Origin of the sequence: Hufsiella ginkgonis, from assembly GCF_009834915.1 — a bacterium.
GTDB classification, from domain to species: domain Bacteria; phylum Bacteroidota; class Bacteroidia; order Sphingobacteriales; family Sphingobacteriaceae; genus Hufsiella; species Hufsiella ginkgonis.
In genome coordinates this window covers 834,020-858,134 of record NZ_WVHS01000003.1, presented here as the reverse complement: position 1 = coordinate 858,134, position 24,115 = coordinate 834,020, and the positions used below count along the sequence as shown (strand labels likewise).

The 24,115-nt window shown below is 53.4% G+C and carries 14 protein-coding genes; 4 read left to right on the top strand and 10 right to left on the bottom strand.

Translation table 11 applies throughout. From position 1 onward, the window contains the following. Positions 1-32: 32 nt before the first annotated feature. A complete protein-coding gene (locus GS398_RS15935; RefSeq protein WP_160907768.1) occupies positions 33-2,435 on the top strand; it encodes a GAF domain-containing protein in 2,403 nt (800 codons plus the stop codon). Positions 2,436-2,564: 129 nt separating this feature from the next. Next, positions 2,565-4,520, top strand: a complete 1,956-nt coding sequence (locus GS398_RS15930) for a tetratricopeptide repeat-containing sensor histidine kinase (protein WP_160907767.1) — start codon at positions 2,565-2,567, stop codon at positions 4,518-4,520. Between the two features lies 1 nt (position 4,521). On the opposite strand, the gene GS398_RS15925 is transcribed toward GS398_RS15930, so the two are convergent. Continuing rightward, positions 4,522-7,074, bottom strand: coding sequence for a BamA/TamA family outer membrane protein (locus GS398_RS15925; RefSeq protein WP_237488215.1), 2,553 nt, complete (start codon positions 7,072-7,074; stop codon positions 4,522-4,524). A gap of 175 nt (positions 7,075-7,249) precedes the next feature. On the opposite strand from GS398_RS15925, the gene GS398_RS15920 reads away from it, so the two are divergent. Then, a complete protein-coding gene (locus GS398_RS15920) occupies positions 7,250-8,086 on the top strand; it encodes an SdiA-regulated domain-containing protein (RefSeq protein WP_160907765.1) in 837 nt (278 codons plus the stop codon). 11 nt (positions 8,087-8,097) lie between these two features. Here the strand turns inward: GS398_RS15920 and GS398_RS15915 are convergent, their stop codons facing one another. The 9 genes from GS398_RS15915 to GS398_RS15875 form a co-directional block, all read right to left on the bottom strand. Then, entirely contained in the window at positions 8,098-9,267 is a 1,170-nt protein-coding gene (locus GS398_RS15915; protein ID WP_160907764.1) for a Gfo/Idh/MocA family protein, read from the bottom strand. A 94-nt stretch (positions 9,268-9,361) separates the two neighbouring features. Further along, positions 9,362-12,025: a T9SS type B sorting domain-containing protein gene (locus GS398_RS15910; RefSeq protein WP_160907763.1), complete on the bottom strand. Its 2,664-nt coding sequence runs from the start codon at positions 12,023-12,025 to the stop codon at positions 9,362-9,364. 55 nt (positions 12,026-12,080) lie between these two features. Then, positions 12,081-13,829 (bottom strand): alpha-L-rhamnosidase-related protein, encoded by a 1,749-nt coding sequence (locus GS398_RS15905; protein ID WP_237488214.1) that lies wholly within the window; start codon positions 13,827-13,829, stop codon positions 12,081-12,083. A 406-nt stretch (positions 13,830-14,235) separates the two neighbouring features. After that, positions 14,236-15,348, bottom strand: a complete 1,113-nt coding sequence (locus GS398_RS15900) for a Gfo/Idh/MocA family protein (RefSeq protein WP_160907762.1) — start codon at positions 15,346-15,348, stop codon at positions 14,236-14,238. Between the two features lie 31 nt (positions 15,349-15,379). After that, a complete protein-coding gene (locus GS398_RS15895) occupies positions 15,380-16,243 on the bottom strand; it encodes a sugar phosphate isomerase/epimerase family protein (protein WP_160907761.1) in 864 nt (287 codons plus the stop codon). A gap of 14 nt (positions 16,244-16,257) precedes the next feature. Further along, complete coding sequence (locus tag GS398_RS15890; protein WP_160907760.1) at positions 16,258-19,977, bottom strand: PVC-type heme-binding CxxCH protein; 3,720 nt, start codon at positions 19,975-19,977, stop codon at positions 16,258-16,260. Between the two features lie 166 nt (positions 19,978-20,143). Beyond that, a complete protein-coding gene (locus GS398_RS15885; protein WP_160907759.1) occupies positions 20,144-20,317 on the bottom strand; it encodes a hypothetical protein in 174 nt (57 codons plus the stop codon). A 573-nt stretch (positions 20,318-20,890) separates the two neighbouring features. Beyond that, positions 20,891-22,138 carry a tetratricopeptide repeat protein gene (locus tag GS398_RS15880; RefSeq protein WP_160907758.1) on the bottom strand — a complete coding sequence of 416 codons (1,248 nt, stop codon included), beginning with the start codon at positions 22,136-22,138 and terminating at the stop codon, positions 20,891-20,893. A gap of 2 nt (positions 22,139-22,140) precedes the next feature. Then, positions 22,141-23,451, bottom strand: coding sequence for an ATP-binding protein (locus tag GS398_RS15875; RefSeq protein ID WP_160907757.1), 1,311 nt, complete (start codon positions 23,449-23,451; stop codon positions 22,141-22,143). A 74-nt stretch (positions 23,452-23,525) separates the two neighbouring features. On the opposite strand from GS398_RS15875, the gene GS398_RS15870 reads away from it, so the two are divergent. Beyond that, entirely contained in the window at positions 23,526-24,101 is a 576-nt protein-coding gene (locus GS398_RS15870; RefSeq protein WP_160907756.1) for a hypothetical protein, read from the top strand. Positions 24,102-24,115 lie beyond the last annotated feature (14 nt).

Sequence of the window (24,115 nt, the reverse complement as noted above, 5' to 3'; positions counted from 1 at the left end):
AAACATATCACCTAATGCGCTAACTCCCTGATATGCATACACAATTACTCCAAATAAATAAAGATGGATCTGACCATTGCCAGGTGGCTTCCACATTGTCGTTTCGTCCCTTTCTCGATTACCTGAAAAGCCGGATTGCTACTGAAGACGCCATTAAGGCGGAATTTTACCGGTTCGTTCTCGACCGGTTTGAAAAGGAAGCGCCACAGGATATTTGTCTCCGCAAGGAAGACAGCCAGGCCTACCGCGACCTGCTCGAGCTGGTTTATATGATCCTTACCCCGATCGTCGCCGATGAGAAAGAAGTATTCTGGGCGCTCAGCACCCCTATACCCGACCAGATCTTTTTTAGCACCAGCGCGTTTCATTCGCTTTTCCAGCACCACGAGGGGCTGAAAGGCCAGGAAGCACCGGGCGCCGGGGAGACCTTTAAAAACCACCAGCTGCGTTTTATTTACCGCCTGATCCTGAAACGGTTTTACAATTATACCTCGGTTACCAACGACGCGATGATCAAGTCGTATACCGATCCCGTATCCAACATCACCCAATTTTACCGCATCGAAAACGATTCGCGGTTTGTAGACATCCATTTTGACGGCGATCTTCCGGAACTTAACTTTGAAGTGATCGGCGCACAGATCAGCGAGGGCAGCGAGCTGGAACTGCTGAATACGCTGCTGCCGCTATCGCGCTTCTCCTTCGAAGGATTTTCGGTGATCACGCTGACCGATGTAAGCGTACAGCACGCCATCGATACCATGCGTAACGCGCTGGTGAGCCATCAGCCTGAAGAAACGCAGTTCGCTTCTGTTATACAGTCGTTTAAAACGATCGCCGGTAATGGGAACATCGAGTTCGGCCTGCTGCCCTTTCTCACCATCAACGGCGAGCTGGTATTTGAAATGGAGGCCCGCTCGCAAAGTTTCCTGATGGATTCGGCCATGAAAGCTGAACTATCCGAGGAGAATTTCTGCAGCCTGTTCGAAAAATACCTGGCAAACCCCAAACCGATCTTCTTTAATAAACTGAACGCAGATACCATAATGGACCCGCGGTTGCTGAAGGTATTTGCACAGATGGGCGTGTATGCTTACGCCCTGTTCCCTGTTTTTCATAATAAACAGCTGGCGGGCCTGATGGAGGTTTACTCCAAAGAAGCGCTGGTATTTGATGAGCGACTGATCTCCAGGATCCAGGCAGCCCTTCCGCTGCTGGGACAGCTGTTTAAGCACACCATCGACGAGTTCAATGCACGGCTTGACTCGGTATTGAAGGATAAGTTTACGTCCCTTCAGCCGTCGGTGCAGTGGAAGTTTAACGAAACCGCGTGGAACTACCTGAAGAAAACCCGCGACGGCGAGAAAATGGTAGAGATCGATACCGTAACGTTTAAAGATATGTACCCCCTCTTCGGCGCCATCGATATCCGCAATTCCACGGCCGAACGCAACATCGCCCTGCAGGACGATCTTAAAGCGCTGCTGGAACAACTCGTTAAAACGCTGCGCGCCCTTAAAAAAACCATCCCGCTTAATCTAACGGATAAGCTGATATTTAACAGCGAAGAATGGCTGATGCGCATCGGTAACCTCATTACCACCAATGACGAGATCATGCTCACCAACTTCCTCAACGAAGAGGCGCATTCATTCCTGCGGCATTTTAAAGAGATCCACCCGGAAACAAAAGATATTGTAAACGCCTACTTTGCCGAAATAGATGAGGAAACCGGTATTGCTTTTAAACACCGCCGTAACCTCGAGACGTCCATGCAGCTCATCAACTCTTCGGTGAGCCATTACCTGGAAAACGCACAGCAGCAACTACAGCGCTCCTACCCGTGCTATTTCGGCAAATTCAGAACGGACGGGATCGAGTACGACATCTACATCGGGCAGGCTATCGCGCCAGAGCGTCCGTTTGACGTGTTATATCTTAAAAATATCCGGCTCTGGCAACTTACCTCGATGGTGGATATCGCGCGGCTAACACGCAACCTGGCCGGAAAAATGCCCAGGCTGCTGGAAACCACGCAGCTGATCTTCGTGCATTCCAGCCATATCGATATCAGTTTCCGTAACGACGAACGTCGTTTTGACGTAGAAGGCGCCTATAACATCCGGTACGAGGTGATTAAAAAGCGAATCGATAAGGTATTGGTCAAGAACACCTCGGAAAGGCTTACACAGCCGGGCAAGATCGCGCTGGTGTACTTTAACCAGGCCGAAGCGGCAGAATACGAGGAGTATATCAACTACCTGCACGAACAACAGCTGCTGGAGGGAGCGGTAGAACACCTGGAGCTGGAAGAGCTGCAGGGCGTGAGCGGGTTAAAAGCCATCCGCGTAAGCGTAAACTACCACACCGGCACGGAAGAGCAAAAACAAATGCTGAAAAAGTTCAGCAAAGGGATGGTACTGGAGCATAACTAACAGGCGGGAACATGTGCTGTAAGGGAGAAATAAGACAGCCGGCAACCGCCGTTTTTTCTTCCTTATCAATTATTTGAAAGAATTGTATTTAATTCCATTAGTTTCGTATAATTCAATTAAACGTTAACTATGAGATCAGTCAGTTCGTCCGCCCTGCTGTGTTTTATTATTTTATCAACTTGCGGACAGGCGAATCATCCGGGAGCCGGGATATCGCGGATAGACAGCGCGAAAATCAGGCTGTATGAACAAAAAAGCATCTCTTACCAAATCACAAGGCCCGATTCGGCGGTCTATTTCGCCGGCAGAGGCCTTAAGCTCGCCCGCAGCCGCTCCTTTCTTCCGGGAGAAGCGGTGATGCTGGGCCGGCTCGCCCGGATCAATGAACAATATGGCAACCTGGCGCTGGCTGCAAATTATCAGCGGGAAGCGCTGGCGATCGTTAAGCGGTTACCTGATACGGCGGCGGCCACGGCGGCGCTCTCTTACCTTGGTTTGCTGGAAGGCAGGCTCGGGAATCTTTCTACAGGCAAACGGCTGGTAAAAAGCGCCCTCACCCGTTACCGGCAGCGAAAGGACACTACGGGCATGGTAAAAACGTATACCCTGCTGGGCGAGCTGGATGAACTGGGGGGCAAAACCAGCGATGCGCTTGCCAATTACGTTATTGCCGAGAAATTAAATAAAGGGGCGCCTTTAACGGACGACTATTTCAAACTGATCGGGAAGCTGGGCAATCTGCATACACGGCTTGGCGAGCACCAGAAAGCGCTGACCTATTACCAGGCCGGGATCTCCGCCAGTAAATCGCTGAAAGATAGCAAAGTTTATATCGACTTCCTGCACAGCGCCGGCAAGGCGTGGGACTCGCTCGGCAACAAACAGCAGGCATTGGCCTATCACCGGCAGGGGCTGCAGGAAGCCAGGAACTCCGGCACGCCGGAACAGCAAGCCCGGTCGTTGCTGCATGTGGGCATTTCGCTCCGTGACCAAGATGCCGATCAGAGCATCGGGCACCTGAAAAACGCCCTTCAGATTGCCCGCGATATCGGTAACCGGGAGTTGTCCTCGGAAATTTACCGCAGCCTGGCCAGCGTTTACCGGCAACAGTCCCGGTACCTTGAGGCCCTTAATGCGTTGGAGCACCACCACCAGTTGCTAGACAGCCTGGAAAATGCCGCCAAAGGTCATAAGATCGCCGTTCTGCAAAGCAGCTACGAAGCTGCCGAAGCCCGCGCACGTATAGAGAACCTGGAGCTCGTTAGCCAGAGAAGCGCCTACCAGCGTAACGCATGGATCGCCTCCTTTGCGGTGCTGCTCACGGTTTTGTTGCTGATGGCGTTCTATTTCTCCAGGACCCGCCGTTTAAATAAACTCCTTGCAGCCTCCAACCAGGTAAAAGACAAGTTATTTACCATTATCGGCCACGACCTGCGCAATCCTATCGGCGGGATCACCCAACTGCTGGCAATTATGGAGGAAGAACACTTTAGCCCCGAAGAGCACCAATCCATGGTCTCTGAAATGCGAAAACAGGGAGATGTGACCCTGGAGATCCTGAATGCGCTGCTCAACTGGGGAGAGGCCCAGCTAAAGGGAATTCACATTAAGCCTTCCTTGTTTAAGGCCGAAACCAGCATCCGCAAAAACATCGAAGCGCTTTCCCGGCAGGCGGAGGCAAAATCTATTGCGGTTAAAGACCTTACGCCGCCAGGTTTGATGGTATACGGCGACGCCAATCACTTTGATTTTATCGTCAGGAACCTGTTGTCCAACGCGATTAAGTTCAGTCGTCCTTCCGGTATGATCGAAATAGCCGCCGACCGGGATTCCGAGCCGGGTACTATTATCTTCTCGGTGAGAGATTATGGGAAGGGGATAAGCAAAGTGCAGCAAGAGCTGTTTTTAAAGGCGAACCTGGACGTATCCTTCGGGACAAGCGGTGAAAAAGGGACCGGTATCGGACTGATGCTCTGCAAGGAATTCATCAAAGCCAACCAGGGGCGCCTATGGATCGAAAGTGAGGAAGGAGAAGGTGCAACCTTTTTCTTTACGTTCCTGGCAAACGCGCCCGCGCAGTTGTAAGCTAAAACCTGAAACCGACAGAGACATACGGCAGCGCGCCTTCTTTCGAAAACCCGACCACTCCCTGCAATAGGATCAGTTGTGCCGGCGCGAGGTAGATCCCGCCTCCGTAACTTTCGTGCCACGTGCCGGAAGACTCGCCGGGCAGCCACACACGCCCGATATCGGTAAAGCCTATCAGCCCCAGCGTACCCGGCAGCAAATACGAGTTAAAATCAAGCACTTTCAACCGCATTTCGAGGTTATCGTAAAAGATACTTTTACCGGTGAACCTGTTGGTGTGAAAACCCCTGAAGTTTTGCGCCCCGCCAAGCTTCATCTGCTGAAAATAAGCGGCCTGGCCGACAATGGTCCCCGCACCGGTGCGGTTGGCGATCACCAGGGCCGAATCGCCAAGCGGACTAAAGTAAAATGAGAATTCCGAAAGCACTTGCGCATACGTGCCTGTACCGGCGTTTATGCCTTTAAAAGCCGACACGGTAGTGCTCCAGTAAGTACCCGCGTTGGGCAGCACGTGCTTGTCGCGTGTATCCCGCTCAACCTGGCTGGTTATTCCCGCATAATATTGGCTGCCGTACACTTTTTCGCCCGGGTGCTGCGCCGCGTAGGTTTCCAGGAAACGTCCCCGGTTATTTGATGGATCACTGTGGTAAAACTGCCCGGCAAGACCTGCGCTGAAACGGTATTTGTCTACCTGGCGATGCAGGGAGATGTCGCCGGTAACGTAATCATAACGGTTACGGTAAAAATCCTGGCCATCATGCACATCATCGTCATCGTCGTGGCCGGGGATATCATCATCGTCGGTGTCGACAAATACTGAATTATTGCCCGTACCATAAAAGTTCGACAGGTTTCCCGGTCCGCGGGAGAGGATGTTTAACCCGAGATCGTTCTTGCCGAAGGCCCCGGTCCAGCGCCCTTCATAGTTGAGCAGGAAAGACTCCCTGCCCAGCGAATAATTGGCGATAAATTGCTGCCTCGAAGCGTAAGGCTCCTTGCGGAACCCCTGCTTCTCGCGCATAAAACCGCCGATAAGTAACAAACCAATGTCGTTGTTGTAGTTAGCCAGGAAAATCGGCCCGGTTCGGTCATATTTAAAACCGGTTTTATGATAACTGTTCACTACAGTGTCTGTGGCGGTACGGATCCTCGCCAGGCGGCGATCGGGAAGCTTATTCGCCTCATCCCGGCGGTCGTAAACATACAGTTTGCCTTTCCCTGCCCAGGCGGGATCGACCGAAAAACTATCGGCGCCCTCTCCGCCGATCATTCTTATCCTGATCGGTGACTTCCCTTTACCGGTAACCAGGAACACGTCTTCGCCACCCATGCCGTATACACGGATCTCCTTGGTAATCTCCGGGACAAATCTTCTCCGGTAAGTGATCTTACCCGATGTTCCGTCGGCTTTTATTTTACGGACCACGAGGTCCAGCTCCCCTCCCGTCGCTTCGGTTATCTTAAAATCGTCGCGTTTATCTGTTAAAGGCACCTCTACGGTCTGCGCCAGAAAACGGTAATAGTCAATGGCTTGCGCAGAGAGCAGGTTTCTCCGGGAGATCATCTTTTCGGCGATCTCTTTGCCGGAAAGCTGGTAGATCTTCGCCGGCATCCGTTTAAGCGAACTGGTGATCAGCTCGTCAGTGACCGTGTGCTGTACCACCGCGATCTCCTCTTTCCAATCCTGTTCATCCAGCTGGTTCAGGAAGTACCGGTCGAAGCTTTGTGCCTGCAGGTTCCACCCCTTTACATCGCGGATGGCGCCGCTATATCCCTGGAATTTTGACTTGAGCCATTGGTGTGACACGATCCAGGGGATAATTCCGGACGTTTTATAATACACCTGGTCACGATCGCGGGGCACGGGCTTATATAACTTATCGCTTTTATCGCCGGTTTCCTCCCATCGCCATTGGTCTTCGTGGCGGTCCCAGTCGCCAAGCAGGAAATCCAGCAGCCTGGCACGGAGCACCAGTCGCTGGTCGGCGCGGTTATCATTATCTTCCTGCAGCTCGCGCTGTACTTTCGGGGTATTTTCGGTTTTACCGGATGCGACCGGCTCACGCACTTCGAGCAGGAAAACCTGGTCTGCAAATTCCTTGCGGTATTGGCCGAGCGAGGCATCACCGCGCAGGTACACGATCTCCGGGTCCGAATGCGGAATACCCAGCGCCGCAGCCAGGGGTGGTACCGTGAGCGACGAAAACGGATGCACGGCCGACACCTGGTCCTGCAAAATATCTTTGGCAACCGTAGGCCGGAGGTTGGCTGGCAAGCCCTTTTCGGGATATTTCTGGATAGTTCTCAATACCCACTGTTTACCGGAAGGATCTTCCAGCCGCAGCGATTTGGTCTGGTGACCTCCATTTACCTGCAGGATTTTCATGCCGCCTTTTTCGGTAGCCAGGCTTACTACGCGCAGTGGTACCGGTGTAGCCCACAGCTCGCGATAATTCTCACCGAGAAAAAAACGGTGACTGCCGCTCGCCTGGTTATATCCCGGTTCAATAGCCACAGTGATCGAGTCTGAACTGCCACCCTGTGCCCACATCCTAATCGGTAAAAATAATACCAGCAACATGGCTGAACAACCATGCAAAAGAAGGGTTCCCGGAAATAAAAGGCGTAATCGGGCGGTTATCGGCGGCATTCTCGGTATTCTTCCGTAAAGTTACCGTTAATGCAGGCAGATAAAGAATTAAGGTAAATTTTCTACCTTGTCTGCCATGCGAAAATTCATTTTCATTGCCACGTTGGCGTTTGCAGGAGTAGCTGCCGCCGCCTTCAAATTTAAGGCAAGAATACCGGCGGGTATAACGGTGGCAGTGACGGCGAAATACGAACTCCCTTCCGCCCTGCGCGAGATCTCTGCCCTCGCCTACCTGGACGCCACGCATTTTGCCTGCGTACAGGACGAGTCGGGCCATATTTATATCTACAATACCGCTTCCGCGGAGGTGGAGAGCAAGATCCGTTTCTATGGCCCGGGCGATTTTGAGGGACTGGCCGTAAACGGAACAACCGCCTGGGTGCTGCGTTCGGACGGACTGATCTTCCAGGTTAAAAACTATCGTTCTGCGGCGCCCGTGATCACACAATATAAAACGCCGCTTACAGCCGGCAATAATACGGAAGGATTATGTTTCGACCGTAAGAATAACCGGTTGCTGATCGCGGTAAAGGATTCGGACCCGAACGGCAAAAACGTGAAAGGCATTTATGCGTTCAGTCTTCAAACGATGAAAATGGCCCCGGAACCGGTTTACCGCATCAACCAGGACGATGAACTATTTACCTCGGGCAAGAAAAAAAAGAAAACAGGCGTCCACCCTTCGGCCATTGCCATAAACCCGGTAAACGACCAGCTTTACGTTGTAGACGGGCCTGATCCTAAAATACTGTCCCTGAACCGGCAGGGAAGGATCACCTCATTGGTACCGCTTAACCGCAAGGAGTTTAAGCAGCCGGAAGGGATTACCTTTTCCCCTTCCGGCGAGCTTTTTATTTCGAATGAAGGCGGCAATGGCGCCGGCAATATCCTGAAAGTTAAGCTGGGCGGATAGTTCTCAGCCGGTTAATCCAGGCTGTATGCCGTCCACTTTTCGTTGCTTTCGTTACTTTTAACCACGTTATTGATAAAGGCCATTCCACGAACGCCATCGGCAACTGAAGGGAAATCGGTTGCTTCCGCGGCTGGCTCGGTACCGTCTATGCGTGCGGCCAGCGAGGTAAGGAAGTTGCGGTATAAGTTCCCGAACGCTTCGAGGTACCCTTCCGGGTGACCACCGGGCGTACGCGCGTTATACGTGGCATAGCTTGATACGAGGCCGCCATAGTTTACACCTGCCCGGTAAGTTTGCGCAGGTTTGTCGAGCCACTTTACTACCAGCGAGTTAGGCTCCTGCTGCGCCCATTCCACACCGCCTTTCTCGCCATACAGCCTGATCTTCAATGCGTTTTCTTCGCCTGCCGCTACCTGGCTGGCCATCAGTACGCCGGTAGCGCCATTATCAAACCTCAAAAGAACGCTGCCATCGTCGTCGAGACCGCGGCCTTGCACAACGATGTTCAGGCTTGCGCAAAGCTCGGTGATCTTTAAGCCTGAAATGTGCTCTGCCAGGTGGGCGGCATGGGTGCCTATATCGCCCATACAACCGCTTTTGCCAGATTTCTTCGGATCCGTGCGCCAGGCTGCCCCGGCATTCCCTTCCCGTTCGGTGAGGGTGCTGAGCCATCCCTGCGGATACTCGACGTAGATCTTACGGATCTTGCCGAGCTCGTTCGCTTTGATCATTTCGCGGGCCTGTTTTACCATGGGGTAACCCGAATACGTATGCGTTAACAACAACAGCAAACCGGTTTCTTCCACTTTTTGCTGCAGCTGCCTGGCTTCCCCGAGCGTAAGCGTGATCGGCTTTTCAATCACCACATGGAAACCATGTTCGAGGGCCAGCATGGCAGGTGCGAAATGCGCAAAATTTGGGGTAACAATGGTGACGAAATCCATACGGACATCTTCGGGGAGCTGGCTTTCTTTCTCGATCATCTCCTGGAAGTTCAGGTAGGTGCGCTCTGCGGGGAGGAACAACATCTTGCCGCTTTCTTTTGCGATCTCGGGGTTAATGCTCAATGCGCCGCATACCAGCTCGGCAAGGCCATCCATGTTCGCAGCGATCCGGTGAATAGCACCGATGAAGGCGTCCTTGCCTCCGCCGATCATTCCCATTCTTAATTTTCTGTTCATGTTAGTAAAAAGTTCAGGCTGTAAAATTACTTAGTGCCGGCAAATTACAAATAAATGAGTGCACTTGCCCGTCAAATTTATCGATTTAGCAAGCTCATCTCACCAGCATCAAACTTCCGCTGAGTGGCTTACAATCAGTACCCAGGTCCAGCAGGTAGTAATAAACGCCCATCGGGAGCTCGCGTTCTTTAATCTTCCCGGTAAAAGGCGCCGCATAGCCTTTTGAACGAAAAATCTCTTCGCCATTGCGGTTGTAGATGCGTAACATGGCCCGTGGATAGTTCTGGATGCCATGAATGGTCCAGGTATCATTTATGCCGTCGCCATTCGGCGTGAAGAGTGTCGCGAGCTTTAACGCATCGTCGGCGATGGTAATGCTCACCCGTACCCGGTTGCTGGCGCAGCTTCCCTGTTGGTAGCCCACGTACCAATCCGCGGCTTCCGTTACCGGGACGGTGAACAGCCCGTCGGCGCTCTGCTGTACCGGGCTTACCGCCGCCGGCGAGGTATAAAGGTTATAGGTCCCCGGCCAGGGATTGGTAACCCGTATCTGTACGGCTCCCGGTGCGCAGACCGCGATATCGGGGACCACCGGGTCGGGAGGCGAGGTGCGGTCGGGAATCGTTACCGTGAATCGCGCGGTACCGCACGCACTGCCGCCATTATCGGTTACCACCAGGGTGTACGTCCCTGCTTTGGCATTGGTGAGCTGCGGCGACGTGCCTGCAATACCACCCAGCGCGTCTTTCCAGGCATAAGAAAAAGGGGCTGTTCCGCCGGTAACGGAAAGTCCGCTCACACCACCCTTGCCCTGTCCGCACTCGTCCGGGGTTACCAGCAGCTGGTTGTTAACTACCTGGAGCGGCGCGGTCTGCACCAGCGTGTATTTTTTTATAAAGACTTCGCAGCCGTTTGCATCGCCCAGGTACAGGGCATATTCACCCGCCGGCAGGTCTTTCATTTTCGGGCTGCTGCCGATGGTCACGCCCGCCGCGTTTTCCCACCGGATGGTGCTTGGCTGTACCCCGTTCGGTGTGATCAGCACCTCGATGGCGCCGTTATCCCGGCCGCATTGCGGTGGCGTAACCATTTCCGGGTAAATTGGAAATGCAGGCGGCTCATCTTTCACCTCGAAATATTCGCTTTCGAAAGCGCAGTATTCGCCAACAACCAGCTTGTACTTTCCCGGCGACACGTTACGCAGGTCGCTGGAGGTGCCCACCGTGTTACCATTTACATCCACCCATTTAAAGATTGGGGCATTTTGAAGGTCGACGCCCCAAATGGCGCCTCCTTTCCCGCAAGTTGATGCCGTGATCTTTACGTTGACACTGTTCATAAAAGGTTTGGTAAAACCCGATGATTGATCTCCCAGGCTGCCGATGGCGATCAGCTGCGAAGTATAGGGAACGGATTTGGGAAACTCCCAGTTGCCGTCCGGCGATGCCGTTACGCTGCCCACCAGGGTTTGCGCAGAGCAGCTGCAGTGATCGCACAGGAAGATCTCTACCAGGGTACCGGGCGTAGCCACGCCTTTCAGGCTGGAGGCGGTGGCGCCGGTGAGCGCTATCGCCGGCATAGGCAGCCTGTTTTGCGAATACTGGTATTCCTTTGTTACGCACGTAAATGAATTGTTCACCAGCCTGACCCGGCTGCACCGTACCGCGTGGATGCCATAGTCGCTGTTCGCGAAGTAATTCCTGCCGCCGGGGTCATTGGTGCCCAGGAAAAGATCGGCATCCAGGTCGCCCGCATCCAGCAGCCTACGATCGGCGATCTCTACGGAAGTAAAGCCGAGGTTGGTGCTCAACGAACGACTGGTAGCGAAGTAATTCCCATGCACCGCGATATTTCCCGCCAGGTAGGAAAGAAAACACCGGTATGCAAACACGTTATTGTGCAGCACCAGGTCGGTAACCGGCTTTGGATTATTGCCGTTTGCGCTTCGCACCGCAAAAAAGCCGGTAGAAACCCGGGCGGCAGCTATCTTTTGCTCATCGGCGCCGGTGCCGAAATTATTGTCCGCTACGCGGATGACCGATTTTTCTGCCCCGGCAAAGAGTACGATCTCCACGTTGGTGAGCACCACATTGCCTTCGCCGGTACCACCGAAGTAGAGGTTGTAGATCTTGTTGATAAAAATAAAGCCTGTGGACACGTAGCTGCCCGCCACCGCACCGGTACCGAAACCGTTGGCAGATACATGGATCTCGCGGCCATTGTCTATATAAAGGCTAAAAAGGTTATACCCGTTAAAAATGTTGCCGGCGTTCTTCTTCCCGATCGTGATGCGTTCGCAATCGTGCAGCTCTATACCTGATTTTACGCTATGGTCGGGCAGGTAACCGCCGGGGTCGTTTTCATCGTTAAAAAACAAACCGTAGATCCCGAGGCCGGTGATACCCGTTCCTTTAAAAATGGCCATCGTATTTCCGGTATCGTGCAGGCTCTTGATCATCACTTTGGCGTTTGTATCGCCGATGGGGCTGCCGGGCTGCGACGTTCCGTCGATCACCAGGTTTGAAGAGAGTTCCGGTAACAGGCTGTTTACCAGGATCGTTCGATCGTCTACGGTATTTCCCGGGAGGTTGAATAAGATGCGGTCTTCAGTGGCCGAGCCGTTATTGGCGGCATTGGTCAACGCTTCGCGCAGAGAACCCGCCCCGGCGGCAGCGTTGGTGGTTACCACGAAATCTGCAGCCACAGCGGCCAGTGCGGTGTTAGCCAGGAACAGGAAGACGGCACAGCAACGAAACATGTATCAATTGGCTAGTAATGATCGAATATAAACTTAGGATCCGGAACTTTAAGCTTTAGCCCCGGATAATCTTTACGCCTTTGGGCGCCCGGATGACGGATTCTATTTTACCGTTGCCCAGTTTCCGGTGCTTTACCTTTAGCAACCCGTGGGGCGTGGGAAAGAAACCTTCCGCAAACGCCAGATCGCCAAGGTGCGGCTCGATTCGGATCACCGAGCATCCGGCGGCAATCACCTTGATCCCCAGCACATGCTCGGTTAGCCAGGGGGTTGGTCCAGATGCCCAGCCGTGACATAAGCTATGGCGAAAACCTTTATAGCACCAGGCGCCAAAGTCGCCGTGGATATCTTTCATTCCCGCGGGTACCGGCGCATCGATGCCCGCCGCACCGGGAATCCAGGCGAGGTTAAAATCTTCCCAAAAACTAGTAGCGCCAAGCTTGATCATCCCACCCCAGTATTCACGGATATTCTGCAATGCGCCGGTATAGTTCCCCTTTTTCGCCATCGCCTGCAGCATATAGTAGCCGTAAAAAGTCGAAAAATTGGCTGCTCCGCCTGCAGAGATCACGCGGTCGCCTTCCCCAGCCGGGATGAGGCCTGAAAGTGAAAGCAAAGCTGCGGCCTGTTTCGAATCATTTACAGGAGGCACATTTTTCTTTAGTCTTGTCACCGCCTCGGTGCATATCCGGGCGGCCGCCTGGTCCTCCAGCGTCGTCAGCAATTCCGCCGCGGCGGATAACGAAAGTACCATCAGTGCCTGCAAACCGGCATGTACCGCTTTGGGGTCTTCGCTGCTGGGCCAATCGAGGAAACGGTTGCCATCGAGTATTTCGGCGCCATTGGCATCTATCTTTCCCGCGAGGTGAGCAGCAAGTTTTGCCAGGTATGTTTTTTGTGCGGCGAGATAAACCTTATCACCCTGGTACAGGTAGAGGTCTCGCTGGATCAGGATCCACCACATCGAATAAGCGCTGATGCCATTCATCCAGCCCGGAATCGGTGTGATGTCCCTGGAAAGATCGAGGCTTTTGTTCACCACGCCGTTATGGCCGAATACGGCGTGGATAGCAGCTACCTCGGGATGCATGTCGCCCACCCAAACCAGGCGGTCACGCTTTATGCCATCCCATAAAAACTCCTGCATATTCTGGTGCACCGTGTACGCGCCGGTTTGCCAGATCTTATTCAGCAGGGTATCGCTGCATCGGAAGGAGCCCAGGTAAGGGATATCGCGATAGATAGAAATGGCGCTCACTTCTTTCAGGAGCAGGGTAACATCACCGTCGAGCACATCGATGCGCAGAAAACGGAACCCTGAATTCCCGGTCTCGAACCTGCCAAGCCAGGGCAACTTTGTTTCAAAGTCGCGCATGGCGTGGTCGTTAGTAGCACCCTTCACGGTATCGATCTCCGACATGGCTTCGCTTACCGACTCCCCCAAACGGATCCGAACGCGCACCGGTTGGTTGCCCTTCCATAAACCCGTTACCACCTGGATACCGCCATGCAGCTCTTTCCCGAAATCCAGGAGGATGCCCGGATTCCCTTCGCGTGTGCTTTGCATTACGCAGAGGTTCCGGTTGCCCAGGTCGGCCTGGCCGTTACCGGGTTGCAGTAGCCGTTCAGCGTTGGCGATCTTCCCCTGGTCAGACTTCCATACGATGCGAACAGGGGTGATAAGTTTGCGCGTCAATTGGTCATCCGCCCGGCCTGGCTGCGCACGTCCTTGTAACCCCATCGTTATCAACAGGCAGATAAAACCCGACCGGCCTACCCGGTTAATAAAGTGATCGATGTTCAAATCTGCTGTCTTAATTATTTCCCGCCGGCACTGCGCACTCAAGTTAAGTGTTTCATGGTTATTTTCCTAGTGATCTCCACAAGCAGGGCGTCCCGATTTTTAGGGGGACATAAAGGCGATGCCCTAAATCACCAATGACCAACACTTAAATAATCTATTAAGAACTATCACATTATACGCTGATTAGCAGTTGTATAAATAGCAACTCATTAACCGGCATGAACACGCTGTACGAGATAGTAAAACGATTTAGCAATGCTATGCATTTTAGCTCATAAGAGATACCATCCAGCAAGTTCCTGCGGTCTTTGCGCCTTTTTCTTAAAAAGTCAATTACTACAAAAACCAACCGGCCGATCACAGGAACCGCCCGGGTGGTTTTAGTTGATTTTCTTCAAGTTATCCCCTATTTCAACGTAAAATCCGGCAGCTTAACCAGCTCCCCTCCTTTCATCGCCGATTCGTGCGCGAGGATCCCCACGCACGTAATGTTGGCCGACTCTACCGCATTCGGGTAAGGCTGACGCGAATTAACAAGTGCGTTCAGGAACTCGTTGGCCAGGTGCGGATGCGAGCCGCCATGCCCCGATCCCTGGATAAATGACAAGTGCTGGTTGTCGTTCGAATCGTACACTCCGCCAGTGGTAAAATGCCGGATCTCCTGGGGCAGCAGGTGGCCGTAATCGGGGATCTTTACCCTTTCCGGGGATTCGCCCGTATGGACCACGCTGTCTTCATGCTCGATCTGTGTCCACTCGAACGATTTCTTTGAGCCGTACACATCAAAGCTTTCCCGGTATTGACGGGCCGTGTTGAACAGCGAGCGCGTTACTTCCGCCGCAAGGTCGGAATCGAGAAACTTGATGTGACAACTTTCGATGGCGAACGGCGAGCCGTATTTTGGGATCAGGTGCTCGTCGATGCGGCCCGAACCGAAGCAGGACACATACCCGGCCTGTGCGCCTGTAAGCGCCAACACCGGTCCTACGCAATGGGTAGCGTAATGCATCGGCGGCAGCCCTTCCCAATATCCCGGCCAGCCGGCCATTTCCTGCTGATGGGATGCACGCAGGAATTGCACTTTGCCCAGCTCGCCATTGTCATAGAGCTCCTTTACAAAAAGGAATTCGCGACTGTAAACGACCGTTTCCATCATCATGTACGTAAGACCCGTCTCTTTTACGGTTTCTACGATCTGGCGGCATTCTTCTACGGTGGTGGCCATCGGTACGGTACAGGCTACATGTTTACCGGCGCGCAAGGCGGCCAGCGACTGCTCCGCATGGTTTTGAATAGGGGTATTGATGTGTACCGCATCGATATCAGGGTCCTGCAGCAGCTCCCCGAAAGAGGTATACCTGCGCGGGATCCCGAAGGCGTCGCCTACTTCATTCAGTTTCTGTTCGTTCCGCTGGCAGATGGCCAGCATGTTGGCATTGGGATGCTGCTGGTAGATCGGGATGAATTCGGCTCCGAAGCCGAGGCCAACGATGGCGATATTAAACTTGGGTTGACTCATAATATGTGTTAATTGGTTATTACTGTCTCTTTTAAATGCCTTCTGCCCATCGGCGAAGGAATGTCAGCCCGTCGCCGGCAAAGCGGTCCTGGCTTTCGGCCAGCGGCTTCCAGATGCACACAGCGCCGGCCAGCTCTTTTACTTCCGGCGTAAAGCTTTCGATGGATACTACGCCCTGGTAACCGATGGCCGAAAGCCCGCGATAAAACGCCTCCCAGCGTGTTTGCCCGGTTCCCGGCGTTCCACGGTAATTTTCAGACACCTGTACGTGAAGTAACTGATCACCACAACTGGTAATAGCACGCTCTATATCAGGCTCTTCTATATTCATGTGGAAGCCGTCGAGCATCACTTTCGCGGCCGGGTGACCGATGTCGGCAACGAGTTTAAGGGCATCGGCGGCAGTGTTGACCAGGTCTGATTCAAACCGGTTGAGGGGCTCGAGGGCGATCTGCAGCCCGCGTTCCTGCGCGCTGTGACATACCTTGCGGAGATTGTGCACGGCCCTGTCCCACTCTGTTTTCTTCAGCTCAGGCGAAACCAGGCGGGCCTTGCCCACCGCCGAATACATCGGGCCGGCAAGAAACCCGGCGCCCAGTGCCGAGCAGATATCCAGGCAGCGGTTAATGTAATCGAAGCTTACCTGGTGAAAGGCAGGATCGTCATGGGTAAGGTCGCGCGTGGGGCCAAAGGCACCGCAGATCACCGGGCGCAGGTCGAATTCGGTTAACGCTTCTTTTACTATATCCAGGTTGATGAGGTCCGGGTCTTCTACAGGGATTTCCACGCATTCGAAGCCCATTTGCCTGATCTTCCCGAACAGGGAGATGGTATCGGTTGAAAATGGCGAGGTCCATAACCAGGTACTTACGCCGAATTTAATGTTGAGGCTCATATCATCACTGTCGGCTAAGGCTGTACCCGCATGATCCCGTTCATCATCATCCAATGCCCGGGGAAAGTGCACATAAACGGGTAGTCGCCGGGCCTGGCGGGAGCAGTAAATTCGAGGGTAAAGTTTGCGTCTCCCTTTAGCAGGGGCGTAGATTCGATCACTTCGGCGATATCCGGTACATACCCTTTTTCCAGCCCTTTCGGGTCGGCGGCGAGTGCGTTTGCTGCCATCCCGATCTTGTTCAGCGAACCGGGCTTACCGATCACCAGGTTATGCAGCTGCGAATCGTTGTTGTTAAAGTTGATGATCACCTTCTGCCCCGCTTTTACCATGAACAGCTTGGTATCGAACTTCATCGCCTCCGGCACGGTATTGATCTCCAGTACCAGTGTTTTGCCTTTCGGCGCGGCGGGCACTACCCTGGCAGGCGCCGAGGGCTTCATGGTGTGCCCTGCATGCGTTAGCTTGGAGGTAAGGTTAATAGAAAGATCTTGTGCCGTACCGGTAAAATCAAAGCTGCCGGGATAGGTGCCCATTTTATCGGCCGCCGCGACAGGCTTATCCGCACCGAACCGTACCAGGCCGGGCAGCGCGCTCACAAATCCCGAGGGAGCCTTAGCCGAGGCTGCCGGCTGCTGGTCAACAAGTACGCTCATGGTGCCATCCGTCGCCAGGCGTGCCTGCAGGGCGAACCGGTCGGGCAATGGATCGGTGGTTACAGCCCTGTAGGTTTTCCCGTTTTGTTTAACCACGAAGTTCACCTTTCCATCCTGCAGGTACAGCCCGAAGCCGTTTAAAGCGCCTCCCTGCCCGATAATAAAGCCCCGTACCGGGCCGCTTGCCGTGGGCTGCTGTTGCTGCTGACCTCCGTTGCGCCCGCCAAAACCACGCGGACCAACGGTTGTACGAATGGTCAGTTCTTTCGAACGGACATCGATGGGGAACGGCGTGATCACCCGGCTTGCGGGCGCATCGGCCGGCAGGATCATGTAGCTATATGTTTCGGAGGTAAGCGCTTTCAGCACGCGCTGAGGCAGCGTCAATGCCTGGAGCGACGACAGGTCGGTCATCTGCAGTTCCATCGGCAGGGCTGCGATAAAACCTGCCCTGTTGTTGGCTGCCGCCGCAAGCAGGGCTTTGGCGATCCATTCATCGCCGGCGTTCTGCGGATCGGCACTTGCTTTATACAATGCCTCGCCCGTGGCTGCCGATGCCGGAAGGCCGGCCAGCACCACCATGGCATGCATACGCACGTTCAGGTCTTTATCGGTCAATAGGCCGGCACGCAGGATGGCTGCCGCGGTTGCCTGTGTTTTTGGCAATACTTCCGCGGCTGCGCGGCGCACGCCTGCCGCCGGGTGAGACAACGCCTGGGTGGCCACTTGTACCGCTGCGGGCGCAGTGAAAGCTTTTAACCCGCTGAGCGTCCATAACGCGTTGACAGCCGCTCCGTTAAGGCCGATTTCATCAACCGACCGGTTATTAATGATTTTATACAGTTCAGCGGGTGCGGCCGGATTTTTGGCTTCTACCAATAGCCGCTGCGCGGTCATGCGCCAGAACATATTGTCGCTTTTAAGCGCATTGATAAGCCCCTGTAAATCGTTCTTCGAAAGTTTAACGGGTGTAAAACTCTTCCCGTTTTTGTAAACGATGCGGTAGATCCTGCCGTACTGGATGTCGCGCATCGGCGTTTCGTACGCGTTGCCCTGCCCGGTTTTAAACTGCTTGCCCTGGCTTACGTTCGGGCCGGGCGTAGGATTATGCTGGATGATATAGTTATACCAGTCTGCCACCCAAACGTTTCCATCGGGCCCCACTTCGGCTTGTACCGGGCCTACCCACTCATCGTTACTTGCCAGCAGGTTCCATCCGTCCTTCTCGGTAAACCCGGCGCCTTTACGCTCTATGATGCCCCGGTGAAGCAAGCGGCCTGTGGGCTCGTTGATGAGGGCCACGCGGTTCCAGTACTCCTTCGGGTAATTGCGGGCTGTGTAAAAATGGTGACCGGCAGCGGCGGTAAACCCACCCCAAACGTCGACTTGCCGCAGGTTCGGGGTAAGCGTATGCATATCCAGGTGCCCCTGGATGATCTGCAGCGGCTGAAGCGTGGCAGCGGCCGATCTCCCCTGCCGGTTGCCTGGTCCTGTTGGTGCAGCCGCCGTAACGGTGGCCGGCGGCAGCGTGTACTGCATATACCTGGCGGGCATCGAAAAATAGTCGCTGTGATCGCCGTTGGCGGTAGAAACGAATACGTGGTTGTCTTCTGTAAAGCCGAGCCCCCAGGTGTTATTGGTAGACTGTGCCAGGAACTCCAGCTGCGTACCGTCGGGATTAAGGCGATAGAGAGCCTGCGCGGGACGAACACCGTTGTTAGGGCCATCGATCTTGCCGCTATAGCCCGAGTAACCCAACACGCCCCAGATCTTATTATCGAAGCCGTACTGGAGATTAGAGGGGCCCGCATGGGTATCGCCTTTCCCCCAGCCCGAGCCGATGGTTTGGCGGATATCAGCTTTGTCATCCCCGTTGGTGTCCTTCAGAAAAAGAAAACCGGGAGCCATCGATACGATGATGCCGCCATTGGCAAACACCAGGCTGGTGGGTATATTCAGCTTATCCGCGAATACGGTGAACTTATCGGCTTTGCCGTCTCCATCGGTGTCTTCGCAGATCTTTATGCGGTCGTTGGATGCGCCGTCCGTTTCTACGAAGGTATTCGGGTAATCTACCGATTCTACGATCCATAAACGCCCGTGCTCGTCCCACTGCATAGCGATGGGGTTAGTAATATCCGGTTCTGAGGCAAACAGTTTCACTTCGAAACCTGAAGGTACCTGCATGGTCTTCATCGACTCTTCGGCCGAAAGGGCGTACTGGTAACGGGGCGCCCTTGCCGGAGTGGCGTTCAGGCTGGTATAGGGCACCGGCCGCGGGTAATTGGGCACAATGGTGGTATCGTTGTATTTCAGCACCGGGGGGTGAAATGCAGCGACTTCTGCCGCCACCTTATCGCCGATGGCCCACAGCACGCCGTTGCCGATCAGCTTTACAAAATCGGGTTGTGTCCAGGTGCTGTCGTTATGCCCGCCCGCGGTGTAAAACACGCGGCCTTTGCCCTGGGTACGTACCCAGGTCCAGGGTTCCCTGGTTCCGTCGGAATTGGTGCGCTCCTGGAGCACCGTTTTGTCGGGGTTGACCCGTTCGTGCACGTACGACTCGTCCCACGAGGCAAACTCGTTCACCCCGTTCATCACCGGGTGCGATGCTAACACCGTGGTTGTTTTAAACACGCCGGTACCATGGCTTTTAAACTTGCCGCCCACCGCCTGGATGTACCAGTCGGAGTTGGTAAAACAAGCCGACGCACAGTGAAGCGGGATAAGGCCTTTGCCACCTTCCACGAAATCTTTTAACGCTTTTTCCTGCAAGGGGTTGATCTTGTCGTAGTTGGCGTAAATGATCATGCCATCGTACTTGCCCAGCGTAGCCGGGTTCAGGTCGGCGGTGTCGGTGGTATACGTAATGTTAATGTTCCGGGCAAACAGGTCGATCGCCAGCGAGGGTGCGTATTTGCCCGAATCGTGGTGTTTTGAAAGATTACCCAGGAACAGGATCTCCGCCCGGCGGGGTCCGTCGGCCTCGGCCGCTTGCGGATGTCCGGAACGCAGGATCATGCTGGAAAGCATGGCGAAAGTTCCTAATCCGGCTAATAGAACTGCTAACTTTTTCATCGTTCAGGTCGGTATAATTGGTACACAATTTTCCGCTATTACACCCACAAACCATCACCGTATATTATCCAATTCTGACTGTTTTATATCCTTCCTGTTTATCATACGTATTTTTCCTGATAACATTGAACAACAATAAGTTCTTTTCCCGTCGAACGCCCAGTATTTACCAAACCCTGGGGAATACCGGCGGAATGCGGTAAGGCCTTACCGGCCCCTCTGCGGCCCCTTTTGAATTAACTGCGTGTACACGCCAATAGTAAGTGCCGCCGGCGACGTCATCGGCCAGGTAAAAGGGCGCCGCCGCATAGGCGGGATCCGCCTTTTCAAAAGACTGCAATCGTTCACAAGAACAACGCCGACAGGGAAAATCCTGAGCATGCAGAATAAATAGTGAACCGGGGTGAATTATGGTGAAATCGTGGGAAAAATCTTGTGGAAAACGTTGTGATTTATCGTCCTTACTTGTGTAAACTTGGAAAGGATTTAACCTAACACGCAATCACGATGAAACTATTAAGACATGGAACAAAGCATTTGAAAATAAAAAACCGCACCTGGATATCCAAATGCACACGTGGTTAAATGAAAAATATACAGATTGTACTATTATATAGCGTATTGTTGTTAGGCACTATTTCGTGCAGGTTTTCAGAAAAAGAGCTATACAAAATTCCCGACAAGTATAAGGGAAACATCCTGATCGTAAGCGAAATGAAAAATGGATCCGAACCACAATACAATAATAAGACGCGCATATATGCTATACCTTCCACGTTTACCGGCGCCAGCGGCCCGGGGAACAGGACGAGCGCACAGCCTGCAGCACCCCTACCCGGTTACGACCCAAGGCTATCCGATGTTCCTCCGGGAGGTAAAAAAGCTCAGGAAAACACCTTCGCAAAACAACCTTTTAGTGGTTCCTGATCACCAGGAAATTAGATACCCATTGGAACACAATAAACCCGAAAAGGAAGATCGCGCTGTACAGGTTAAACAATTCGCCGGTTACTATCACCGTAATGATTGCGGCAAGACCAACCACCGCCATGCCAATTGCATAAATTACCAGCGCATATTTCTGTTTTGACGGCGCAAACATGGTGCTTAGCGGCACCATCATAACAAAGCCGAAGGCGGTGATGGCCAGGTATTGGTCGCCGCCTGCAAACAGGTACAACAACAGCCCCGTCAAAAATACCAGCACGCTGATGCCCACGAAGTTGGAGCTCATGATCTCCCTGGCCGTAAGCAGGTACCGGCCAAAAGGATTTAGCCGAAGGAACAGGTTGCTCAACGGGGTGATCACCCAGGTAGAAAATGCCACGAATGAAAACAGCAGCACCACCGGCAGCAAGTACGGGCGCAGCGCTTCGCTGCTTTCTGCAACGCCGCGCAGTATCCTGGTTAGCAGGTAAAAGCCTATGATCACGCCCCATTGATATTTGGCCGTAAGGTTACCTATCCAGAACGAATATTGCAGGAAAAGCCGGTAAAAGGGGTTGTTAGCTTTCAGCGCTTCGGCCATGCCCGCCTTGGCGAAGTGAAAATTCGGGTCGCTTTTAAGCGCTTCGCGGAAATGTACCAGGGCCTTTTTGCTATCGCCTTTTTCGAGCAGTCCCCACCCGTAATTGGTGTGGGTGTAGGCATTCTCCGGATCCTCGCGCAATGCCCCTTCTATGGTAGTAAACGCCTCTTCCTTGCGGTTGAGCTTTACCAGCGCCGTGCTGCGGGTATTGAGTGCCAACACGTTCTCCGCATCGAGGCTCAGCGCATGGTCGGCCAGGCTGAGGGCCTCGTCGTAACGTTTCCGGTTTAGTTTTATCATCGCCCGGAGGGCGAAATAGCCGGCCGATCCTGGGTCGAGCGCAATGGCCTGCTGAATGGCTTCATCGGCATCATCGTACCGGTCGGCAAGCAGCGCCACGCGCGACCGGATGTAGAAAAGCCAGGGCTCGTCGGGCGCAAGCCCAATGGCCGAGTCGATCAGTTTGCCGGCAGTTTCCGCATCGTCGCGCTGCAGGTTCACTTCCGCCAGCAATGCCAGGTAATGCACGTTATCGGGATCCTGGCCGAGCAGGTTTTTGAGGATCCCTTCGGCTTCCGCATGCCTTTTCTGGTGGATCAGGATCTCGATTTTGGCAATCTCGTTTCCGGTCATGGTTACTTTTTGATCTTTAAAAAGGTTAATATTTCGTCGTACAATCCGCCATCATTGGCAAACAGCGCGAAATTCTTCGCCGTGGTGAACCATTCCTGGGTGCTTGCCTTGTGTTTTTTTGCTGCGGCAAGCAGGTCTTTGGTCTGGATCGGTTTAATCTCGCCCTGGCTGAAGGATTCTTCCAGTTTCATCTCTATGGCGATATCGATCAGCGCGTTGATATCGGCCCCCGAATAGTTATCCAGTTTTCCCGAAAGCTGTTTATAATCGATCGCTTCTATGGGCTTGCCTGCCAGCTTAATGCGGAGGATCGACTGACGCGCATTGTCGTCGGGCGGCGGGACAAAGATAATGCGGTCGAACCGGCCCGGCCGCCGAAATGCCGGATCGAGGTTCCATGGCGTGTTGGTAGCGCCGATCACCAGTACCCCTTCGTTGTCGTTGCTGATGCCGTCGAGCTCCTGCAGGAACTGGTTAATAAGGTGTCGCCCGGCCGATTGCTTCATGTCGCTGCGGCTCGCGCCAAGCGCATCGATCTCGTCGATGAACAATACACAAGGTGTATGCTGCCGGGCCAGCTCAAATACTTCATGAAGGTTCTTTTCGCTGTTGCCGATCCACATGTCGAGGATCTCGTTCAGCCCCACCGTAATGAAACGTGCGTTCACCTGCCCCGCCGTGGCCTTGGCAATAAAGGTCTTACCGCATCCCGGCGGACCGTATAAGAGGATACCGCCCCCTATCTTTTTGCCGTAGGCCTTGTAAAGCTCGGGATGAAGCATCGGTTTCAATATTTTGAGCTCGATCTCCCTTTTTACGGCTTCCATACCGCCCACGTCGTTGAAATTGATGGTGGGGCGCTGGAGAAAACGCTCATCGTCTTCTTCCCCGCCGTTATGCGGGAGCTGCGAAGTACCCGTCATACGCAGGTCATTATCAAGTTCGTCATCCGTATAATTGGGAACCAACACAAGCACTTTTTTATAGATTTCGATGGCTTTGCCCACCGATCCTTCCTTAAGCAGGGCTTTGGCGTGCAGCACCAGTACGTCTATGTTACGGCTTTCGGTATCCATCAGGTCTTCAAGAATCACGTTACAGGCCGAATAATTGCCTTTTTTATAAAATACCTGTGCCAGTCCTACCCGGGCACGGTGATCATCGCCGGCAGACAACACCATCGAATATTCAGTTTCAGCTTCATCCAGGCGATCCATTTTGAGCAGGGCTTCTGCCAGGAGCAGCCGGAGCGGGATATTTCCAGGCGAATACGCCAGCGCATCGCGGAGGTTGTTGATCGTATTATCGGTCATGCGCTAAAGAAAAGAAAAACTTGGGAGATAAGCACGGTAACCGAGCAGATTTTAGTAGGTAAACGTAGGACATTATGCGTTTTACGTTCCCCGTTAAGCGAAAAGTTTGCGCGCATCTTCGTATTTTAGTACGGGGGTTCATCCTCCCCGACCAGGAAATTAAACACGGTGACCTGAACATGGCGAAAAGAAAATATCGTTCTCTTACATCCCACTATGCGGATAACGAAAAATACCTGTTCATTGGCAACGGGATCAACCAGCTGCAGCTGGGCGCAGTTTCCTGGGGCCATCTGCTGGTTAAAGCCTGCAAAAAGGCGAAAGTGAACATCACCCGGGGAAACAAGGCCTACCCCCTGTTCTTCGAAGAAATGTCCTTTAAATATAACTTTAACCGCCGCGTCGGGGAAAATATTAAGGCGTTAAAGAAATTTATCGGCGGTAAGGCCCTTTCGCTGCAGCTGCATGCGCGTTACCCCGGGCTGGTACAAAGCGATCATTACCAGCACTATCTCGCCACCAATTATGACTATTACATCGAGCGGTCGATCCCGGCAGACCATGATCCTGAAAAGGGAAAGAACGCTAAGAGACAAAAGTCGCGCCGGAGAACTGGGTGCACCTGTTTTATAAGCGCGATATCGATATAACCGCGCACCTTTAA

Bases quoted from the DNA above. Each gene is read 5' to 3' on its own strand.
- GS398_RS15890 (WP_160907760.1), bottom strand. From the start codon at position 19,977: ATGAAAAAGTTAGCAGTTCTATTAGCCGGATTAGGAACTTTCGCCATG.
- GS398_RS15895 (WP_160907761.1), bottom strand. From the start codon at position 16,243: ATGAGCCTCAACATTAAATTCGGCGTAAGTACCTGGTTATGGACCTCG.
- GS398_RS15935 (WP_160907768.1), top strand. From the start codon at position 33: ATGCATACACAATTACTCCAAATAAATAAAGATGGATCTGACCATTGC.
- GS398_RS15930 (WP_160907767.1), top strand. From the start codon at position 2,565: ATGAGATCAGTCAGTTCGTCCGCCCTGCTGTGTTTTATTATTTTATCA.
- GS398_RS15920 (WP_160907765.1), top strand. From the start codon at position 7,250: ATGCGAAAATTCATTTTCATTGCCACGTTGGCGTTTGCAGGAGTAGCT.
- GS398_RS15925 (WP_237488215.1), bottom strand. From the start codon at position 7,074: ATGTGGGCACAGGGTGGCAGTTCAGACTCGATCACTGTGGCTATTGAA.
- GS398_RS15875 (WP_160907757.1), bottom strand. From the start codon at position 23,451: ATGACCGATAATACGATCAACAACCTCCGCGATGCGCTGGCGTATTCG.
- GS398_RS15900 (WP_160907762.1), bottom strand. From the start codon at position 15,348: ATGAGTCAACCCAAGTTTAATATCGCCATCGTTGGCCTCGGCTTCGGA.
- GS398_RS15915 (WP_160907764.1), bottom strand. From the start codon at position 9,267: ATGAACAGAAAATTAAGAATGGGAATGATCGGCGGAGGCAAGGACGCC.
- GS398_RS15910 (WP_160907763.1), bottom strand. From the start codon at position 12,025: ATGTTTCGTTGCTGTGCCGTCTTCCTGTTCCTGGCTAACACCGCACTG.
- GS398_RS15880 (WP_160907758.1), bottom strand. From the start codon at position 22,138: ATGACCGGAAACGAGATTGCCAAAATCGAGATCCTGATCCACCAGAAA.
- GS398_RS15870 (WP_160907756.1), top strand. From the start codon at position 23,526: ATGCGTTTTACGTTCCCCGTTAAGCGAAAAGTTTGCGCGCATCTTCGT.